General features: G+C 63.8%; 17 protein-coding genes and 2 pseudogenes. 14 read left to right on the top strand and 5 right to left on the bottom strand.

The genetic code is table 11. From position 1 onward, the window contains the following. The first annotated feature begins 2 nt into the window (after positions 1–2). Both GJ631_RS05700 and GJ631_RS05705 read left to right on the top strand, forming a co-directional pair. Positions 3–938: a thiamine pyrophosphate-dependent enzyme gene (locus GJ631_RS05700; protein WP_156708225.1), complete on the top strand. Its 936-nt coding sequence runs from the start codon at positions 3–5 to the stop codon at positions 936–938. A 69-nt stretch (positions 939–1007) separates the two neighbouring features. Beyond that, positions 1008–2395: pseudogene (locus tag GJ631_RS05705) on the top strand (cryptochrome/photolyase family protein). Positions 2396–2556: 161 nt separating this feature from the next. On the opposite strand, the gene GJ631_RS05710 reads toward GJ631_RS05705, so the two are convergent. Then, complete coding sequence (locus GJ631_RS05710) at positions 2557–4437, bottom strand: PAS domain-containing sensor histidine kinase (protein ID WP_156708226.1); 1881 nt, start codon at positions 4435–4437, stop codon at positions 2557–2559. Positions 4438–4642: 205 nt separating this feature from the next. Here GJ631_RS05710 and sod point away from each other — a divergent pair, with 205 nt between their 5' ends. Beyond that, positions 4643–5248 carry a superoxide dismutase gene (gene sod, locus GJ631_RS05715; RefSeq protein WP_156708227.1) on the top strand — a complete coding sequence of 202 codons (606 nt, stop codon included), beginning with the start codon at positions 4643–4645 and terminating at the stop codon, positions 5246–5248. 55 nt (positions 5249–5303) lie between these two features. Here sod and GJ631_RS05720 read toward each other — a convergent pair whose 3' ends face one another. Beyond that, positions 5304–6218 carry a chemotaxis protein CheY gene (locus tag GJ631_RS05720; protein WP_156708228.1) on the bottom strand — a complete coding sequence of 305 codons (915 nt, stop codon included), beginning with the start codon at positions 6216–6218 and terminating at the stop codon, positions 5304–5306. A 92-nt stretch (positions 6219–6310) separates the two neighbouring features. On the opposite strand from GJ631_RS05720, the gene GJ631_RS05725 reads away from it, so the two are divergent. Continuing rightward, positions 6311–6574, top strand: coding sequence for a DUF5827 family protein (locus GJ631_RS05725; protein WP_156708229.1), 264 nt, complete (start codon positions 6311–6313; stop codon positions 6572–6574). Continuing rightward, positions 6571–7380 carry an ATPase gene (locus tag GJ631_RS05730; RefSeq protein ID WP_156708230.1) on the top strand — a complete coding sequence of 270 codons (810 nt, stop codon included), beginning with the start codon at positions 6571–6573 and terminating at the stop codon, positions 7378–7380. Before GJ631_RS05725 ends, GJ631_RS05730 begins: the two co-directional genes overlap by 4 nt. On the opposite strand, the pseudogene GJ631_RS05735 reads toward GJ631_RS05730, so the two are convergent. Further along, positions 7377–7960 (bottom strand): annotated as a pseudogene (locus tag GJ631_RS05735) (MBL fold metallo-hydrolase). The gene GJ631_RS05730 and the pseudogene GJ631_RS05735 sit on opposite strands and share 4 nt — an antisense overlap. Positions 7961–8056: 96 nt before the next feature. Here GJ631_RS05735 and hisF point away from each other — a divergent pair. Beyond that, on the top strand, positions 8057–8872 hold the full coding sequence (gene hisF / locus GJ631_RS05740; protein ID WP_156708231.1) for an imidazole glycerol phosphate synthase subunit HisF: 816 nt from the start codon (positions 8057–8059) through the stop codon (positions 8870–8872). On the opposite strand, the gene GJ631_RS05745 is transcribed toward hisF, so the two are convergent. Then, positions 8873–9628, bottom strand: coding sequence for a rhodanese-like domain-containing protein (locus GJ631_RS05745; protein ID WP_156708232.1), 756 nt, complete (start codon positions 9626–9628; stop codon positions 8873–8875). It lies immediately after the preceding gene. A gap of 51 nt (positions 9629–9679) precedes the next feature. Further along, the gene (locus GJ631_RS05750) at positions 9680–9964 is read right to left on the bottom strand and encodes a DNA-directed RNA polymerase subunit L (RefSeq protein ID WP_156708233.1); all 285 of its coding nucleotides are present in this window, start codon (positions 9962–9964) and stop codon (positions 9680–9682) included. A gap of 91 nt (positions 9965–10055) precedes the next feature. On the opposite strand from GJ631_RS05750, the gene GJ631_RS05755 reads away from it, so the two are divergent. From GJ631_RS05755 to GJ631_RS05790, 8 genes are all read left to right on the top strand, one after another. Then, entirely contained in the window at positions 10056–10811 is a 756-nt protein-coding gene (locus GJ631_RS05755) for an SDR family NAD(P)-dependent oxidoreductase (RefSeq protein ID WP_156708234.1), read from the top strand. Between the two features lie 283 nt (positions 10812–11094). After that, positions 11095–12324, top strand: coding sequence for an ABC transporter substrate-binding protein (locus GJ631_RS05760; RefSeq protein ID WP_370518565.1), 1230 nt, complete (start codon positions 11095–11097; stop codon positions 12322–12324). Positions 12325–12329: 5 nt separating this feature from the next. Beyond that, positions 12330–13193 (top strand): branched-chain amino acid ABC transporter permease, encoded by an 864-nt coding sequence (locus GJ631_RS05765; protein ID WP_156708236.1) that lies wholly within the window; start codon positions 12330–12332, stop codon positions 13191–13193. Further along, a complete protein-coding gene (locus GJ631_RS05770; protein WP_156708237.1) occupies positions 13194–14345 on the top strand; it encodes a branched-chain amino acid ABC transporter permease in 1152 nt (383 codons plus the stop codon). After that, entirely contained in the window at positions 14342–15148 is an 807-nt protein-coding gene (locus GJ631_RS05775) for an ABC transporter ATP-binding protein (protein ID WP_156708238.1), read from the top strand. The genes GJ631_RS05770 and GJ631_RS05775 overlap by 4 nt, the downstream gene beginning before the upstream one ends. A gap of 139 nt (positions 15149–15287) precedes the next feature. Beyond that, entirely contained in the window at positions 15288–16079 is a 792-nt protein-coding gene (locus GJ631_RS05780) for an enoyl-CoA hydratase/isomerase family protein (RefSeq protein WP_156708239.1), read from the top strand. Between the two features lie 95 nt (positions 16080–16174). Continuing rightward, positions 16175–17320 carry an acyl-CoA dehydrogenase family protein gene (locus tag GJ631_RS05785; protein ID WP_156708240.1) on the top strand — a complete coding sequence of 382 codons (1146 nt, stop codon included), beginning with the start codon at positions 16175–16177 and terminating at the stop codon, positions 17318–17320. Then, a complete protein-coding gene (locus GJ631_RS05790) occupies positions 17317–18183 on the top strand; it encodes an alpha/beta fold hydrolase (protein ID WP_156708241.1) in 867 nt (288 codons plus the stop codon). Before GJ631_RS05785 ends, GJ631_RS05790 begins: the two co-directional genes overlap by 4 nt. Positions 18184–18185: the final 2 nt, after the last annotated feature.

Below are 18185 nucleotides of genomic sequence, written 5' to 3' on the forward strand. Positions count from 1 at the left end.
CCATGAGTGCCTTCAACGCAATCGGAGAGAACCGAGAGGTAGAGCGCGAGGAGTTCACGCCCGGCATCGAGCCGCAGGCGACGTGGTGTCCCGGTTGTGGTGACTTTGCCGTCCTGAAGTCGCTGAAAGGCGCCATGTCCGACCTCGGCAAGAGCCCCGACGAGATACTGCTCGCGACGGGCATCGGTTGTTCGGGCAAACTGAGTAGCTACTTCGAGAGTTACGGCTTCCACACCATCCACGGGCGGTCGCTACCCATCGCACGGGCGGCCAAACTCGCCAATCCCGACCTCGAAGTCGTCGCCGCGGGTGGCGACGGCGACGGCTACGGCATCGGCGGCAACCACTTCATGCACACCGCCCGGGAGAACCACGATATGACCTACATCGTGTTCAACAACGAGATTTTCGGGCTGACGAAGGGCCAGACCTCGCCCACCAGCCCGAAGGGTCACAAATCGAAGACCCAACCCCACGGGTCGGCGAAGGACCCGATTCGCCCGCTGTCGCTGGCGCTCACCTCGGGGGCCTCATACGTCGCCCGGACCGCCGCCGTCAACCCGAACCAGGCACAGGAAATCCTCACCGAGGCCATCGAACACGACGGCTTCGCACACGTCGACTTCCTCACCCAATGTCCGACGTGGAACAAGGACGCCAAACAGTACGTTCCATACGTCGACGTCCAGCAGAACGACGACTACGACTTCGACATCTCGGACCGCAAGGAAGCCGCCGAGATGATGTACGAGACCGAGTCGGCGCTGTACGAGGGGAAAGTGCTGACTGGTCGGTTCTACCACGACGAGAACCGCCACTCCTACGGCTCGGAGAAGCGCTCGGTCGGCGAGATGCCCGAAGAGCCACTGGCGGAACGCTACCACGACGCCGACTACGAGTGGGAGCGCAGCTACGACCTGCTGGACGCCCACAAGTAGGCCTGCCTCGAACTCCCGCAAACCGCCGGGACCCCGACCTTTACACCTCGACCGTTCGACTTCTCGACGATGCGACTGCACTGGCACCGGCGGGACCTCCGGGTCGTCGACAACCGCGGGCTCGCCGACCCTTCGGAACCGGCGGCCGGCGTCTTCGTCTTCGACGACGAGGTGCTGGCCCACGCCGCCCCACCGCGGGTGGCGTTCATGCTCGACGCCCTCGAGTCGTTGCGCGAGGCCTACCGCGAGAACGGCTCGGAGCTGTTCGTCCGCCACGGCGACCCGTCGGCGGTGCTGCCGGCGTTGGCCGCCGACCACGACTCGACGTGGTCTCCTGGAACCGCGATTACTCCGGGCTGGCACAGCGCCGCGACGACCACGTCTCCGAGGAACTGAAGGCAGACGGCGTGACGCCCCAGAAGTTTCACGACGCCATCTGTCACGAACCCGGTTCCATCACGACCAACGCTGGCGACCCCTACTCGGTGTACACGTACTTCTGGAAGAAGTGGCGCGACCGCGAGAAGGACGACTCCCGAGCGGTGCCGGCGTTCGCCGAGGCAACCGACGACGAGCCGATTCCGACGCTCGCCGAGTTGGGCTTCGAGGAACCGAGCGCCGACGTTCCGCCCGCGAGTACCGAAGCGGCCCGTGAACTGCTGGAGGAGTTCCTCACGGACGACGTGTTCCGCTACGACGAGCGCCGCGATTACCCGGCTGAGGGCTGTACCTCGCGGCTCTCGCCGCATCTGAAGTTCGGCACTATCGGCATCCGGGAGGTCGACGAACGGGTTCGGGCGGTCCGGGATTCCGTTGCCGGCGAAAAGCGCGAGTCAGTCACCGAGTTCCGTTCGCAGTTGGCCTGGCGGGAGTTCTACACCCACGTCCTCTACTTCAATCCCGAGGTGGTGAGAGAGAACTACAAGTCCTACGAGAACGCCATCGAGTGGGACGATGACGAGGACCTCCTCGAGGCGTGGAAACGCGGTGAGACGGGATATCCCATAGTCGATGCGGGGATGCGCCAACTGCAAGAGGAGGCGTACATGCACAACCGCGTACGGATGATAGTGGCGTCCTTCCTGACGAAGGACCTCCTCTGTGATTGGCGCCACGGCTACGACCACTTCCGCGAGCAGTTGGTCGACCACGACACCGCAAACGACAACGGCGGCTGGCAGTGGGCCGCCTCGACGGGAACCGACGCCCAACCGTACTTTCGTATCTTCAACCCGATGACGCAGGGCGAACGCTACGACCCCGACGCCGAGTACATCCGCGAGTACGTGCCCGAACTGCGTGACACCGACTCCGAAATCGTCCACTCGTGGCACGAGTGCTCGCCGACACAGCGGGCCAACGCCGCCCCCGACTATCCCGAGCCAATCGTCGACCACAGCGAGCGCCGCGAGCAGGCGCTTTCGATGTTCGAGCGGGCGAGAGGGGAGGACGAGTGAGCAACGCGAACGAGTCCTCCGGAAAGGCGAGCGGGAGGAGCGAAGCGACGACACGCGAGCACGGCGAGAGTGACTGACAGGGGGAAAGGAACTCTCGAGGCGGAGCGTGGCGAGGACGAGTGAGCACCGCGAATTGCCGGTCGTCTCGACGTGGGCCTCTCTCAGCCAGCAATCGGTAGTTCCACGACGAACACGGCGCCTTCGGGCTCGGCGTCTTCGACCCACACGTCGCCACCGTATCGGTCGACGAGCGTCTCGACGAGATACAGGCCGAGTCCGGTTCCGGCGCTTTCGAGCCCTTTTTCGCCTCGGGCGAAGATTTCGTCTTTCCGTGAATCGGGAATTCCCGGCCCGTTGTCCGCAATCCGAACCCGTACCGAGTCGTCGGATTCCTCGGCGGTCACGGCAACTTCCGGCACCGCTTTGTCGTTGTGCTGAATCGCGTTCTGCAGCAGGTTTCGGAAGACCGCTTCGAGCATGTTATCGGCGGTAACGCTGACGTCCGGAATCGCCCCCTCGACGGTTACAATCGCTACGGCGTCTCCCGACCTGCTCTCTTCGATTTGACTCTCGAGCGTGTGTGCGAGAGACATCCGCTGTTTCTCGGCGTCGGATTGAAGCATCACGTTAGCCAAATCCCGTGCCGTCTTCGTCAGTCCGATTGCCTCTTCGGCTTTCTGTTGAACGGTTTCGAGCTCCGTTTCACCGCCCTCGTCGATGTGGTCGGTAAGCAAATCGGCGTATCCTTTGATAACCGTGAGGTCGTTCCGAATGTCGTGGCGGACGACCTCGTTCAGCAGTTGCAGGTTATCTCGCTGTTCTTTGAGCTTTTCTTCGTACTGCTTTCGCTCGCTCGTGTCTCTGGCGAGGGCGAGATAACGGATACCTTCGGGGAGTTCCAATTTCGTTACCCATACGTCCACTGGAAACGTCGACCCGTCCTTTCGTTGTTGTCTCCCCTCTTTTTTTACCATCTCTCCCGTCTCCATCCCTCGCCAGGTGTCGTCCAGTTCCTCCCCACGAGTAGCTTCGATATCCTCGACCTGCATCGAACACAACTCCTCGTAGCCGTACCCCAGTGACTGGACCGCCTGCGTGTTTACATCCAGAATCGCACCAGTCCCGTCGTGGATGAAAATCGCGTCCGGCGCCTGCTCGAAGAGCGCCTGCAACCGTCTCCGGCTTCGTTCCAGTTCCCGCTCTCGTTCTTTTCGTTCGGTGATGTCCTGGAACGTCCCTCGAATGCGAACCGCCTCGCCATCCTCGAGATGGGGGTCGGCCTGAGCGCGAACCCACCGTCGTTCTCCGTTCTCCCCCTCGACACGAAGTTCAAGGTCGTACGGCTCGCCCGTTTCAATAGCCCGTTCGAACGCCTCTTCGATGATTGGACGGTCGTCTGGATGGAAGTAGTCGATACCTTCGCCGATGCCGATTTCCTCGTCGGGGGGCAACCCATAGATTTCGTTTACCTGCTCGGTCGTCCAGGATTCATCCCGACGCAGGTCGGCCTCCCACGCACCGATGTTTGCGATGGTTTGTGCCTTGGCGAGGATATCTCGATAGCGTTCGAGTTCACGCTCTCGTTCCTTTCGGTCCGTGATATCGCGGGCGACACCGACGATTCGAGTGACTGTCCCATCCTCGGTGATGGGTGTCAGTTTCGTCTGCCACTCGATGGTTCCGGAGGGGTGTTCCAGTGTCCCCTCGTATTCTATCGTCTCTTTCCGTTCGACACAGGTACGATACTTATCGAGAACGTCCACAGCCCGTTCGTCGTCGAAAAGGTCCTGTGGCGTTTGACCGCGGTAGTCCTCCGTTGCCATCCCGGTAATCGATTCGTGGGCCTGGTTGTTCGCTCGGAACCTGAAGGTCACCTCGGCATCGTCGTGGGCAACGTCGAAGATGAAGACGGCATCTTCGACTGCGTTGAAGATGGTTTCGTACGCAGTCGAATCGATGTTCGTCCCGGGGTCGTCATTGGGTGGTGCTCCACCTGCTCTGTCCCCCGGGCTGTGGTTATCTCCTTGAGAATCCTCGGCCATACAACTGGTTTCCAACTGTCTTACTTAATCCCTGTAGTTGAATCACTTTCTCCGACGGGTTCTCCGAGTTCGCGGTACGCGACGCCTCTGACGAGAAACGCCAACCGGCCGCCATCTGGCGGTCTCTCTCGTGTGGTGTGGTACCATCCTTCCACGAAGTTTTAACAGCTATCCAGACGACTGGTACATTTGGAGGTCGATATAAATGCCCGAACATTCCAATCCCGAACTGCCGCCGCTCCCGTACGACTACGACGCGCTCGAACCGTCCATCTCCGAGCAGGTCCTGACGTGGCATCACGACACCCACCATCAGGGCTACGTGAACGGTCTCGAGTCGGCCGAGGAGACGCTCGCGGAGAACCGCGAGGCCGGCGACTTCGGTTCGTCCGGCAGCGCCATCCGCAACGTGACTCACAACGGTAGCGGTCACTATCTCCACACGCTGTTCTGGGAGAACATGGACCCCAACGGCGGTGGGGAGCCCTCGGGCGACCTCGCCGACCGAATCGAGGAGGACTTCGGCTCCTACGAGGGCTGGAAGGGCGAGTTCAAGGCTGCCGCGGGCGCCGCAGGCGGCTGGGCGCTGCTCGTTTACGACCCGGTTGCCGACCAACTGCGCAACCTCGTCGTCGACAAGCACGACCAGGGTGCCCTCTGGGGCAGCCACCCCATCCTCGCGCTCGACGTCTGGGAGCACTCCTACTACTACGACTACGGTCCGGACCGCGGAAGCTTCATCGACGCCTTCTTCGACGTCGTCGACTGGGACAACGTCGCAGAGCAGTACGAGAACGCCGTCCAGCAGTAGAACCGTAGTCACACCACAGATATTTCTTCGAACGATACCGCCCGTAGCAGCGGTGTTACCAGTGCTTTCGACCGACCTTCTTCGTCGCCTTCGCCCGGAAGCCGCCGTCGTCGACGATGGAGTCGAACACCTCCTGTCGTTCGGTGTCGAGTGCGCCGCCGAAGGACCCAACTCGGACGGTCCGGTAGGTCGTATAGCCCTCGTCGTTGGAGTAGAAGTAGACGGAGCCGTGCAGCAGTCCGCTGACTGTGGTGTCCTCTCGGACCAAGCCCGCCCGACGGTCCAACTTGACGTAGGCGACGGTACCCCAGTTGACGACCGCCTCTCGCAACCCCAGCAGGAAGGCGAGTTCGTGACCCGTTGGGAGTCCGAACTCCGTGGCCCGCTCGATATCGGAGAGCGAATCGACGACGATGAGGCTATCGGAGGCCTCCGCGAGTCGGTCGCTGATGTCGTCGAGGAACTCTTGGAACGTCTCCGGTTCGGGTTCCGACTCCGTGTCCATCTCGTGGTGTTTCTCCTCGGATTGCTCGATAGCATCGTCGCGCCGTCTGGCGTCGAACAGCGCCTCGGGTACCGGCAACAGGTCCATGAACCGCTGTGAGAAGTCGGCGACTGTCGTGTGGTCGGCGAGCACGTCGAACTGCTCGTCGGGAAGGACGGCGTCCATCGCGCTGTAGACGTGTTCGCGGTCGTGTGAGAGAGTCAGGTACGTCACCGATTCCGGGATGTGTTCGGCACGCTCGCTCAACTGACTGGGGACCTGTTCGGGGGCGTGTTTCGCGGCCATCAATCGCGCGAGACTCGTGTACGTGAATGGGTCACCGCCCGCGTCGGGGGCGCCGGCGAGCAACACCGAACTGCCCGTCGGGATGCCCCGAAGCGGCCCGTCGAGTCCACGAACCCCGAACGGGATGTACGACACTTCCTCGCTGATGCGGCGGGCTTCCGTCGACGACGATGGGCTCATATGCCGACGTAGCATCCGAGATGCAAACGTGTTTTGGGGCCCCTCGTCGCGGGTAACGAACGCATAAAAGGGCCGGTCACCTACCGGCGGCTATGCCACGACCGCGTGAGGAGTTCGACGACATCCGCGACTTCGAGTTCTACGACCCTGAGGAGGTACTGGAACCGGACCAGCTCTACACCGTCTACGAAATCGCCCGTCTGTTGCAGGGCGTCGAACCGGACCGTGACCTCGACCCCGGAACCGAGGACATCCTGCTCAACTGGGCGATTCCGTGGATGCTCGACCACAGCGAGTCGTTCGTCTTCGCGGAGCCGGAAAGCGACGAGGAACCGGGACACTACGGGCTGAAATGAAACTGCTCGTCGCAGGGAGCGCGGAGGTCGACGCCGGCAAGACGACGTTCACCACGGGGCTCGTCGAACGCACCGGTTCCCGCGGGTTCAAGCCGCGAGCGGGCAACGGCTACTGGTACGACCACGACGACTATCGACGGGCCGTCGCCGACGGGCGACTGTACGGCAAGGACTCGAAACGACTCGCCGCTGCCTCGCCCGGCGACATCGAACCCGAATCAATCAACCCCATCCACCGCCTGTGGATTCCGCGACCGGGCAGCGGAAAGGGCCTGCTCGGACGGGAGGGACGGGCGTTCGTCGTCGACCGCATCACGACCGAGGACGGGGACCGCTACGTCGTCAACGGCACAATCGAGATACCGCCGGCGGCGAAGCGACACCTCCCGCTGGAAGACGCCCCGCACGTCGAGTCGTTGCCGGAACTCAACGACCTGATGGCCGAGGTTCACGCGCCGGCACTGGACGCGCTGGACGAGGAAATCGCGGAACGGGAGTCCGCCGTCGTCGAGTCCTACGCCGACATCGCCCGGCCACTCTCGGAGTTCGTCCCCGACGCCGTCGCGGTGGTCGAACCCCGCCGCTGTCGAATCTTCGACGGCGAGCGCTACGCGAAAGCCTGCGACGTTGCGAGCGGGAGCGCCCACGAGGGGCGCCTCGAAGAGCGCGTCGAACATGTCGTCGAGTTGCTCGATCCGCTGTCGACGGCGACGCTGCCGGCGCTGTCCGGCCGGGAGCGCGACGACCCCGGTATCGTCGCCAACGCCTACGCCGACACCTACGACGAGCTGCTGGCGGCCGTCTAGTTCATCCGCGCGGATTGGGCGGCGAGTTCGATGTGGTACAGCGGGTCGGTCTCGACGGCCGGCCCGTGGCCGACGTACATCGCTTCGAGGTCGTCGTCGACGGTCTCCAGCAGGTAGTCGATGCTCTCGATGAGCGTCTCGCGGTCGCCCTCGGCGAGGTCGGTTCGTCCGAACCCGCCGTTGGCGAAGACGAGGTCGCCGGCGAACAGGATTCCCCCCTCCCGTGAGTACAGACAGAGGTGGTCGTCCTTGTGGCCGGGTGTGTGCAGCGCGAGGTGGTCGTCGTCGCCGATGACGACGGTGTCACCGTCGGCGATAGCGTGGTCGACGAGTTCGTGTTCGGGGTCGAACCCCCACACGTCGACGTCGAAGGCGTCGACGACAGCCCCGACGTTGCCGACGTGGTCGGGGTGAGTGTGGGTCAACACGAGGCATCGAGGCCCGTCCCCGCGGCTTCGATTCGCTCGACGGCGTCGAAGTCGTTGCCCGAATCGACGAGGACGGTCCGCTCGCCGTCGACGAGGAAGGCGTTGCTCGTAAAGGAGCGAACCCCCTGTGCGATGTTCCGTACGGTGGTCATTGCCGACGCTTGTCGGCCGCTCGGTTTGTGCCTTTCCACCTATCGTCCCTGCTCCGAAACCGTGAAACCCACACCCGCGTTAGGCTTACATAGTAGATGACGCTCACCAAGCGGATTATCCCCTGTATCGACGTGGATTTGGACGACGACGGCAACGCCGCCGTCTACACCGGCGTCAACTTCGAGGACCTCGAGTACACCGGCGACCCCGTCGAACTCGCAAAGAAGTACAACGAGGCCGGCGCCGACGAGTTCGTCTTCCTCGACATCACGGCGTCGGCGGAGGGTCGAGAGACGATGCTGGAAACCGTCTCGGCGGTCGCCGACGAGTGTTTCATCCCGCTGACCGTCGGCGGCGGCATCCGGACGAAAGCCGACATCAAGGAGACGCTGCGGGCCGGCGCCGACAAGGTCTCCATCAACACCGGCGCCCTAGAGCGCCCCGAGTTGGTCGAGGAGGGCGCCGAGGCCTTCGGCAGTCAGTGTATCGTCATCTCGGTCGACGCACGCCGACGCTACGACGAGGCCGGCGAGTACTACGCCGAGGTCGACGGCGAATCCTGCTGGTTCGAGTGTACGGTCAAGGGGGGCCGCGAGGGGACCGATATCGACGTCGTGGAGTGGGCTCGGGAGGCTGCGGACCGCGGGGCCGGCGAGCTGTTCGTCAACTCCATCGACGCCGACGGTACGAAGGACGGCTACGACATCCCGCTGACGAAGGCGGTCTGTGACAACGTCTCGACGCCGGTCATCGCCTCCTCGGGCTGTGGCTCGCCCGTCCACATGGAGGAAGTGTTCACCGAAGCCAACGCCGACGCGGCGCTTGCGGCCTCTATCTTCCACTTCGAGGAGTACTCCGTCGACGAGGTCAAGCGATACCTCGACGAGCAGGGCATCCCGATGCGAATCTAATTACGGCCCCGTTATCACGCCGGCGGTGAGCTCCGACAGCGGCGCGAGGAGTTCGTACGCCGGGGTTTCGAGTCGGATTTCGCTGTCCGCGGTGAGTCCGCCGAAGTGCAGCGTCATCTCGTAGCTGCCGTCGTCGTCGACGAAAGCGGCTTCGCGTTGGTCGGTGGGTTCGTGGGCGGCGTAGACGGTGGCTCCAGCGTGGGCGGGGTCGGTTCGGCCGGCGATGGTGTAGGAGTCGACGCTGTTCTGTATCTCCGAGCCGACTGCGGGGTACTCCCGTTCGAGCCACTCGAAGAACCCCTCGTCGATGACGTACACGTTCTGGTAGCCGGCTTCGATGAGTGCGGCCGCCCGGAGCGACGAGAGGTGGTGTGGACAGCCACAGTAACAGACGATGCGGTCCTCCCGCGGCCACGACTCGACGGGGTCGTTCGTTCGGCCTTCTGGTGCGGGACTCCAAGCGGCACCCTCGATGTGGGCGCGCTCGTATTGACCCTCGCCGCGGGCGTCGGCGAAGCGTGCCTCCCGCCGCCGATACCAGTTGTAGGTCACTTCGATGGGCGCCAGCGGTACCGCAGTGCCTTCGACGTCGATGCGTTCGAAGGCGTCCGTATCGACGGCCATCGGTTCGGGGGTGTCGTCGGATTCGGGCGGATAGCCGTCGTTGGTCGTTCCACCGTCGCCGTTGCCGCCGAGACACCCCGCGAGTGCGACCGTTGCGGCTCCGGTCGAGACGAGAAACCTCCGTCGCTGCATACGCGTCGCTCTGCGCGGGAGCGTCAAAGCGGTTTCGGGGAGAAACAGCAGTCAGGCTGCGGATTCGAAGGCGTCGCGGAACGCGGACGTTTTGTCTTTGACGCCGCCGGTGGCCTCTTCGAGCGCATCGAGGGGCGCAATCGTATCGTCGGTCTTGATGGTGACGACGGGGTCGGTCTGGCCGCCGGACTGCTCGGGGTTCATGTCGTAGGTGGCCGCCGTGACGCCCTCGACTTCGAGCAGGGCGCCCTTCAGCACGTTCATGAACGTGTGGTCTTCGCCCTGAATCTCGATGGACAGTTCGTTCTCCAAGTTCTCGATGACGCGCAGTTCCATTGGGTACCCTTAGACGTATCGGGCGTATGAGCGTTACGAAGGCGTTCCCCTCGGTAGGTGGCTTTTTGCTGGCGCCGGACGCGGAGGCGGTATGGAACTCGACCTCTCGGGGCGAACTGCCGTCGTCACTGGTGGCTCCCGCGGTATCGGCCGGGCAATCGCGTTGGGGTTCGCCGACGCCGGCGCGAACGTCGTTCCGCTTTCACGGACCGAAGAGGACGTCGAGGCCGTCGTCGAGGAGGTTCGCGACCGCGGCGTCGAGAGCCGCGTCGAAACGCTCGACGTGGCCGACACCGACGCCGTCGAGGCCTGCTTCGACCGCATCGCCGAGGACCTCGGCGTCGACATCGTCGTCAACAACGCCGGCATCAACCCCGACGATGCGCTGGGGACGCCGGACGCCGTCTCCGACGAGGGGTTCGATTCAGTGCTGGACGTGAACCTCGGTGGGGCGTTCGCCTGTGCCCGCGCCGCCGAGTCGTCGCTGAAGGACGCTGGCGGCACCCTGTTGAACGTCGCTTCGGTCGGCGGAATCGTCGGCCTTCCCCGGCAACACCCCTACGTCGCCTCCAAGCACGGACTGGTCGGGCTGACGAAGAGCCTCGCACTCGACTGGGCCCCGGACGTGCGGGTGAACTGTCTGGCGCCGGGGTACGTCGCGACGGACCTCACGACCGACCTGCAGGAAAACGACGACCTGCGTGACTCTATCGAGGCGCGGACGCCGCTGAACCGCTTTGCGGACCCCGAGGAAATCGCCGGGCCGGCGGTGTTTCTCGCCAGCGACCTCGCCTCGTATGCGACCGGCGAGACGCTGGCGGTCGACGGCGGGTGGACTGCTCGCTGAGCTGTCACGTAGGCCGTTTTCCGAGATATGGGCACGTCCCCCGGAATGGCTACAGATGTTGACTAAATTTTCCGGAAATTACCATCGGTAGTCTAGAATCGACTTTTCTCTAACAGCGTATCGTCTGGAAACCAGCAGCACATTTATGATGGTTGTCCCATAAGGACGGATAGCGGTAATGGTTAACAATAATAATGGCAGCCGACGGTCGAACGGTTCACGAACAAACAGCGCTCTCGGGGTCAATCGACGCTCGTTCCTGAGAGCAACGGGTGCAGGGGCCGTGGGGACTGCTTTGGCGGGCTGTCTGGGCGGTGGCAACGGGAACGGCAACGGCGGCGGCGGTGGCGTTCCGGACACCATCACCATCGGTGCCCTCGGGCCCGCCGACTCGCCGATGGGCGATTCGATTCTGAAAAGTGCCGAGCTCGCCGTCAACGAAATCAACGAAAACGGCGGCATCGCCGGCGCCGACGTGGAGGTCTCGACGAAGGACACGAAAGACCAGCCGGGGACGACCCGGTCGGTGTATCAGGAGCTGACGACCGGCGAGAACGTCGACGCCACGGTCGGTATCTTCGGCTCCGAGCAGCTCCTCTCGATTATGGGCAACATCGCCCAGCAGAGTACGGTCCACCTAACGGCGGGTGCGGCGACGCCGGAGGCGCCCGCCCTCGTCGAGGAGGACTACGAGACCAACAAGTACTGGTTCCGTGTCGGTCCCATCAACTCCGTGTTCCTCGGGGAGTCGCAGGTCCAGTTCGCTGCGGACCGCTTCGAGCAGATGGGCTGGGAGAAAATCGCCTTCCTCGCGGAGGACTACAAGTGGACGGAGCCGATTACCAACAATATCAAGTCCCAACTCGAAGAGGAGGTCGGCGTCGAGGTGACCGAGGTCCGTCGTGTCGCGGAGGGCACCGAGGACTTCACGCCGGTGTACGACCAGCTCGAAGCGGACGAAGTCGACGGCGCCTACACGGCCCTGGCACACACCGGGACGACGGCGCTCGTCCAGTGGGCCCAACAGCAGCGGCCCTTCGGGTTCGGTGGCATTCACGTCCCGACGCAGTTGCCGTCGTTCTACGAGGCGACGCAAGGGGCGGCCATCTCGACGTTCTCACAGACGACGGCGACGGCCAACTCCGAGGTCACCGAGAAGACGGTTCCCTACGCGAACGCCTACCAGGAGGAGTACGACAGTCTCCCGGTGTACACCGGCTACTCGGCGTACGACGCGGTGTACATGATAAAGGAGGCCATCGAGGCCACCGAGAGCGTCGACAGCGACGACCTCGTCTCCGAACTGGAGGGGATGTCCTACACCGGCACCGGTGGGAACATCGAGTTCTTCGGCCCAGACGGCCGGTTCCCCCACGACGTTCGGTACGGCGCCGACTACTCACAAGGCGTCTACTTCCAGTGGCAGGCCGACGAGAGCGGCGAGGGCCACCAGCGCGTTCTCTGGCCCGACGACCTGCAGGAAGTCGACTACCAGTCCCCGCCATGGGCCTAATATAGATGGTAAGCGCCATCACTATCGCGACGAACGTCCTCATGTTGGGGGCGCTGTACTCGCTGGTAGCCATCGGTTTCACGCTGATATTCGGCGTGGGCGGGGTGTTGAACCTCTCACACGGGGCGATAATCACGGTGGGCGCCTACAGCGCCTATGCCGTCGACGCCGCCACGGGCAGTATCGTCCTCGGTGCTATCGCCGCGGCGGTGATCTCCGGGGCGTTCTCGCTCGCGCTGTACAAGGGGCTCATCAGCAAGGTGCGGCACAACCCGGTTACCGTGCTCATCCTGACGCTGGTCGTCGCCATCGTCGTCGAGCAACTCGCGCTCGTCGTCTTCGGCGGCGAGGAGTTGCTCGTTCCGCAACTCCTCGGCGGGTCGATTTCCGTCCTCGGCGACAGCATCCAAGCCAACCGCATCCTCGTGTTCGTGCTGTCGTGGGTGCTCATCGGCGGGCTGTTCTACTTCGTCGACCGGACGCGAACCGGCAAGGCCATCCTCGCGACCTCGATGTCCGATAAGGGCGCCGCACTCGCCGGCATCGACTCCGAGCAGGTGTACACCTACACGTGGGTGCTGGCGGGTGCCCTCGCCGGCCTCGCGGGGCTGTTCCTCGCGTCGTTCCAGACGGCGAACCCACTGATGGGTCGCAACCCGCTTCTGCTGTCGTTCGCCATCGTCGTGTTGGGCGGTCTCGGCAGCATCCGCGGCAGCGTCATCGGCGCCTACCTCATCAGTTTCCTCGACCAGATGACGATTACGTTCCTCAGCGAGCGGCTCGCTGGGGTGTCGGCGCTGGTCGTGTTGGTGCTCGTATTGCTCGTCAGACCGAAGGGCCTCTTCGGCCGCGAACTCGTGGAGGAGTAAATGTCGGGACAGACCCAATCCGATTTGAAGTCGTGGGGCGACATCCTCAACCCCGTCGAGATGCAGCGCCACCAGCAGGTCGGCCTGCTCGGCATCGTGGCGCTGTTCGTCCTGCCGCTGGTCATCCCAGCGATTTACGCGATTTACCTCTCGTCGGCGCTGTTCTTCGCGACGTTCGTGATGAGCTGGGACTTCGTCTCCGGCTACACCGGCGAAATATCGTTCGGGCACGGCCTGTTCTTCGGGGTCGGCGGCTACACCTCGGGGATGTTGAACCTGCATATGGGCATCGACCCGTGGATTGCAGCGCCCATCGGCGCCGTCGCCGCCGGCATCGCCGGGTTGCTCATCGGCTTCCCGTCGCTGCGCGTCCAGGGGCCGTACTTCTCGCTCATCACGCTCGTGACGCCGATTATCCTCATCTCGGTGTTCCGGTTCTTCCCGGACTTGACCGGCGGGGAACTCGGCCTCGTGAGCGTCGGCACCGTCGAGAAGTTCAGCGCTATCGGGCCGATACCGTCGCCCGGCTTCGACCCCTACTCGGGGTACTACCTCGCGCTGTTCGTCTTCCTGTTGGCGTTGGTGATTTTCGTCGCCATCACCCGCTCCGACGCAGGGATGGTGCTGACGGCGATTCGTGCCGACGAGATTTCCGTCGCGGCGACGGGGAAGAACCCCGCGAAGTTCAAACTGTTCGCCTTCGTGCTCTCGGGGCTGGTCGGCGGCCTCGCGGGTGCGATGTACGGTCACAGCGTCGGCGGCTTCAACGTCTCCGAACTGCTGGCGCTCATCATCAGCATCGAGGTCATCGTCGCCGCCATCCTCGGCGGCATCGGTACGATTACCGGCGCCGCCATCGGTGGCCTGTTCTTCTATCTGCTGCGGGTGTTCATGCGGAACATCGAGTTCACGATTCCGGTCGTGAACGTGCCGGTGGGAGAAATCTACTTCCTCCTGTTCGGCATCGTGACGCTCGGGTTCCTGTTTTACCTGCCGGAGGGAATCGTCCCCCGGCTGGTCGGCGAGTGGCGCGCTCGCTCGGAACCACAGGCGGGTGAGGCGGTCGCCGACGGCGGCAAGAGCCGCGGCGAGCGCATCGTCGAGGAATGGACCGACGACCTCCGCGAGTTGTTCGGAGGTGAGCGCCGATGAGCAGCGGCGCCCAATCCGGCGACGCCGAACCACCGGCCGAGCCGGTCGACGACGCCCGCAATTTCGACCCCGACGACGGCGTGTTGGTCGCGGACGGCCTCACCAAACGTTTCGGTGGGCTGACCGCCGTCGACGACCTCTCCTTTGCGGTCGAAGAACAGGAGATACTCGGGTTCATCGGCCCGAACGGCGCCGGGAAGTCGACGACGTTCAACTGCATCACCGGCCGCTACCCGCCGACGGATGGGACGGTGTACTACCGCGGTGAGGATGTCACCGGCCTCCCCGCCTACGAGATGGTCGGAAAAGGACTGGCGCGGACGTTCCAGGAGTTCCGGCCCTTCGAGGACCGAACCATCCTCGCGAACGTCCAGACGGCGCTGGTTCCCGACGAGCTGTTCTCGACGAGCGGCCTACGCGGGGAGACTCGCGCTGAGGCAATCAAACTGTGCGAACGGGTCGGCTTGGGCGATGAGATGCACCGGATGCCCGACGAACTCCCCCACGCGGGGATGCTCCGGTTGGAACTCGCCCGTGCGATGGCGACCGACCCCGACATGATGCTCATCGACGAACCCTTCGCGGGGTTGGCAGAGGGTGAAATCGGACAGATTTCGAGTCTGCTGACCGAACTCCGCGAGGAGGGAACGACGCTCGTCGTCGTCGACCACAACATGCGCGGGTTGCTCGAACTCATCGACAGGGCCATCGTCATCAACTTCGGCGAACTGCTCGCGGAGGGGACGCCCGAGGAAATCCGGGAGAACCCGGACGTCCAAGAGGCGTACCTCGGCAGCGAGTAGGGAACTCCCCTTTCGATGAGCAATCGTAACTGAACAGCGACATTATATTTTCGGCGTTAACTCCAAAACCGAGGTTGGCAAACGCTGGTCAACCCTGTGGCAACACTTTAGCCCGTGGCCTCGCATGTCGAGACGTATCATGAGTGACCCAGTACTCCTCGACATCGAGGAGGGTGTCGCGACGATAACGCTGAACCGACCCGACAACCGCAACGCGCTCTCCGAGGAGATGTCCAACGCCATCGTCGACGCCGTCGACGAGGTCGAGGACTCCGACGAGGCCCGTTGTCTCGTCGTCACCGGCAAGGAGGGGACGTTCTGTGCCGGCGGCGACGTGAACTCCATGGTCGAGTTGATGAGTGGGACGGCCGAACTCCACGAGGCCGTCGAGGGCATCCAACACGACACGAGTCGGGCCATCCAGCGCGTCGCGGAGTTCCACCTCCCGACCATCGCCAAAGTCGACGGGACGGCCTACGGCGCGGGCGCGAACCTCGCTATCGCCGCCGACGTGACGCTCGCCTCCGCCGACGCAAAAATTTCCTTCGGCTTCCGACAGGTCGGTCTCGCAATCGACACCGGCACGTCGTATCTCCTGCCGCGACAGGTCGGCGCCAGCAAGGCGAAGGAACTCGTCTTCACCGGTGAACTGCTCGACGCCGAGGAAGCCGGCGAACTCGGCCTGTTCAACCACGTCTACGAGGAGGATTTCGAGGAGCAAGCCGAGGAGTTCATCGAACCCATCGCCACCGGTCCGACGGTCGCGCTCCGAACTTCGAAGAAACTCATCGAACAGGGGTTCAACGCCAGTCTGAAAGACGCCCTCGACAACGAGGCCGCCGCCCAAGCGGCGGTCTTCGCGACCGACGACCACGTCGAGGGCGCAAACGCGTTCATGGAGGGCCGCAAACCCGAGTTCGAGGGCAAGTAACTGCTCGACAGGGAGTGTCTGTCATCCAGCAAGGAACTTAACACTGTTGTACCGTTTGGCAAATCTATTTTGCAACGGGAACCTATAGCTCGGATATGGCGTTCCAAGTTTCGGCCGAGCACGAAGCGATTCGCGAGGCCGTCCGCGAATTCGGACAAGAAGAAATCAAGCCCGTCGCCCGCGAGCACGACGAAAACGGGGAGTACCCCGAAGAACTCCGCCGGAAGGCGGCAGAACTCGACTTCGTCGCGCCGCACATCCCGATGGAGTACGACGGCGCGGGGATGGACATGCTCTCTCGGTGTATCGTCACCGAGGAACTGTGGCGGGCCGACCCCGGCATCGGGTCGGCGGTGGGGTCGGCGGGCTTCGGCTCGTCGATGATTCTCGAATACGGCGACGAGTGGATGAAAGAGGAGTGGCTGCCGAAAATCGCCAACGGCGAGTCGGCGTCCTGTTCCTGTATCTCCGAACCCGCCCACGGGTCGAACGTGGCGGGCATCGAGACGGTCGCCGAAGAGGACGGCGACGGCTACGTCCTCAACGGCAACAAGATGTGGATTACCAACGGCACCGTCGCCGACGTGGCGGTCGTGATGACGAAAACCGCCCCCGACGCCGACCCGGCCCACCGTGGCATCACCGCCTTCCTCGTCCCCACCGACGACCCCGGATTCAAGCCCTCGAAAATCGACAACAAACTCGGCATTCGCGCCTCTGACCTCGCCGAGGTCGTCATCGACGACGTGCGCGTCCCCGAGGAGAACATCATCGGCACGAAGAACGAGGGCTTCTACCAGTTGATGGACTTCTTCGCCTCCGGGCGGACGAGCGTCGCCTCTCAGGCCGTCGGCGCGGCACAGGGCGCACTCGACGCGGCCGTCGACTACGCCAACGACCGCGAGCAGTTCGGCCAGAAAATCAAGGAGTTCCAGGCCATCGAACACAAAGTCGCCGAGATGGCGACCGACGTGGAGGCCGCCCGCTCGCTGACCTACCGTGCGGCCAGCCACGTCGAGGGCGACAAAGACGACACCGCCGTCCGACTGGCGTCGATGGCGAAGCTCTTCGCATCCGAACACGCCGTCGATGTCGCCGACGAGGCGATTCAGGTACACGGCGGCGCGGGCTACGTCTCCGACCACCCCGTCGAGCGCATCTACCGCGACGCTCGTATCACGAAAATATACGAGGGCACCTCGGAAATCCAGAAAAACATCATCTCCGACCGCGTTCTATGACGGGGCCGGGACACGAGGAGTGGTCCGAGGCCCAACAGTCGACGACGGTCACCGTCGACGGCCACGACCTCGAAGTCGCCTACCGTGACGAGGGCCCCGAGGACGGCGACCCGCTCGTCTTCCTCCACGGCATCCCGACGTGGTCGTTCCTGTGGCGTCACGTCGCCCCCGCTTTCGAGGACGACTACCGCGTCGTCGTCCCCGATATGCTGGGCTACGGTAACTCCGACGCCCACGACGGTTTCGACCGCTCGATTCGCGCTCAGGAGGCGATGGTCGGCGAACTGCTCGACGACCTCGGCCTCGGTGACGTGACGCTCGTCGCCCACGACATCGGCGGTGGCGTCGCGCTTCGATTCGCCGCCCACACCGACCGCGTGGAGCGCCTCGTCGCCTCGAACATCGTCTGCTACGATTCCTGGCCCGTCGAGTTCATCAGCAATCTCGGCCTGCCGGCGACGGCCGACCTCGACGACGAGGAGTTCGAAGCGAAACTCGATTTCGCCTTCGCGGAGGGTGCCTACGGCGACGCCGACCCCACCTTCGTCGAGGGGATGAAGGAACCGTGGCTCCGTGAGGGTGGCAAACGCGCCATCTCGCGGGCGGCGGTGGCGACCAACACCAACCACACGACCGAAATCCCCTACGAAGACATCGACGCCGAACTGCTGTGTCTGTGGGCCGAAGACGACGTGATGCAGCCCATCGAGTACGGCGAACGGCTCGCCGACGAACTCGGTGGCGAGGTGTCGCGACTCCCGGAGGCGTTCCACTGGGTCGTCGAGGACGTTCCCGAGGCGTATCGAGCGGAACTCCGGTCGTTCCTGACCGAAAACCCCAGTAGCCCGGGCGATGGGGCGTGAGT

It is taken from the genome of Natronomonas sp. CBA1123, from assembly GCF_009741925.1.
In the GTDB taxonomy this organism is placed as follows: domain Archaea; phylum Halobacteriota; class Halobacteria; order Halobacteriales; family Haloarculaceae; genus Natronomonas.

What these genes read in the sequence shown, in the direction of transcription:
- GJ631_RS05700 (WP_156708225.1), top strand. Translation starts at nt 3, where the DNA reads ATGAGTGCCTTCAACGCAATCGGAGAGAACCGAGAGGTAGAGCGCGAG.
- GJ631_RS05710 (WP_156708226.1), bottom strand. Translation starts at nt 4,437, where the DNA reads ATGGCCGAGGATTCTCAAGGAGATAACCACAGCCCGGGGGACAGAGCA.
- sod (WP_156708227.1), top strand. Translation starts at nt 4,643, where the DNA reads ATGCCCGAACATTCCAATCCCGAACTGCCGCCGCTCCCGTACGACTAC.
- GJ631_RS05720 (WP_156708228.1), bottom strand. Translation starts at nt 6,218, where the DNA reads ATGAGCCCATCGTCGTCGACGGAAGCCCGCCGCATCAGCGAGGAAGTG.
- GJ631_RS05725 (WP_156708229.1), top strand. Translation starts at nt 6,311, where the DNA reads ATGCCACGACCGCGTGAGGAGTTCGACGACATCCGCGACTTCGAGTTC.
- GJ631_RS05730 (WP_156708230.1), top strand. Translation starts at nt 6,571, where the DNA reads ATGAAACTGCTCGTCGCAGGGAGCGCGGAGGTCGACGCCGGCAAGACG.
- hisF (WP_156708231.1), top strand. Translation starts at nt 8,057, where the DNA reads ATGACGCTCACCAAGCGGATTATCCCCTGTATCGACGTGGATTTGGAC.
- GJ631_RS05745 (WP_156708232.1), bottom strand. Translation starts at nt 9,628, where the DNA reads ATGCAGCGACGGAGGTTTCTCGTCTCGACCGGAGCCGCAACGGTCGCA.
- GJ631_RS05750 (WP_156708233.1), bottom strand. Translation starts at nt 9,964, where the DNA reads ATGGAACTGCGCGTCATCGAGAACTTGGAGAACGAACTGTCCATCGAG.
- GJ631_RS05755 (WP_156708234.1), top strand. Translation starts at nt 10,056, where the DNA reads ATGGAACTCGACCTCTCGGGGCGAACTGCCGTCGTCACTGGTGGCTCC.
- GJ631_RS05765 (WP_156708236.1), top strand. Translation starts at nt 12,330, where the DNA reads ATGGTAAGCGCCATCACTATCGCGACGAACGTCCTCATGTTGGGGGCG.
- GJ631_RS05770 (WP_156708237.1), top strand. Translation starts at nt 13,194, where the DNA reads ATGTCGGGACAGACCCAATCCGATTTGAAGTCGTGGGGCGACATCCTC.
- GJ631_RS05775 (WP_156708238.1), top strand. Translation starts at nt 14,342, where the DNA reads ATGAGCAGCGGCGCCCAATCCGGCGACGCCGAACCACCGGCCGAGCCG.
- GJ631_RS05780 (WP_156708239.1), top strand. Translation starts at nt 15,288, where the DNA reads ATGAGTGACCCAGTACTCCTCGACATCGAGGAGGGTGTCGCGACGATA.
- GJ631_RS05785 (WP_156708240.1), top strand. Translation starts at nt 16,175, where the DNA reads ATGGCGTTCCAAGTTTCGGCCGAGCACGAAGCGATTCGCGAGGCCGTC.
- GJ631_RS05790 (WP_156708241.1), top strand. Translation starts at nt 17,317, where the DNA reads ATGACGGGGCCGGGACACGAGGAGTGGTCCGAGGCCCAACAGTCGACG.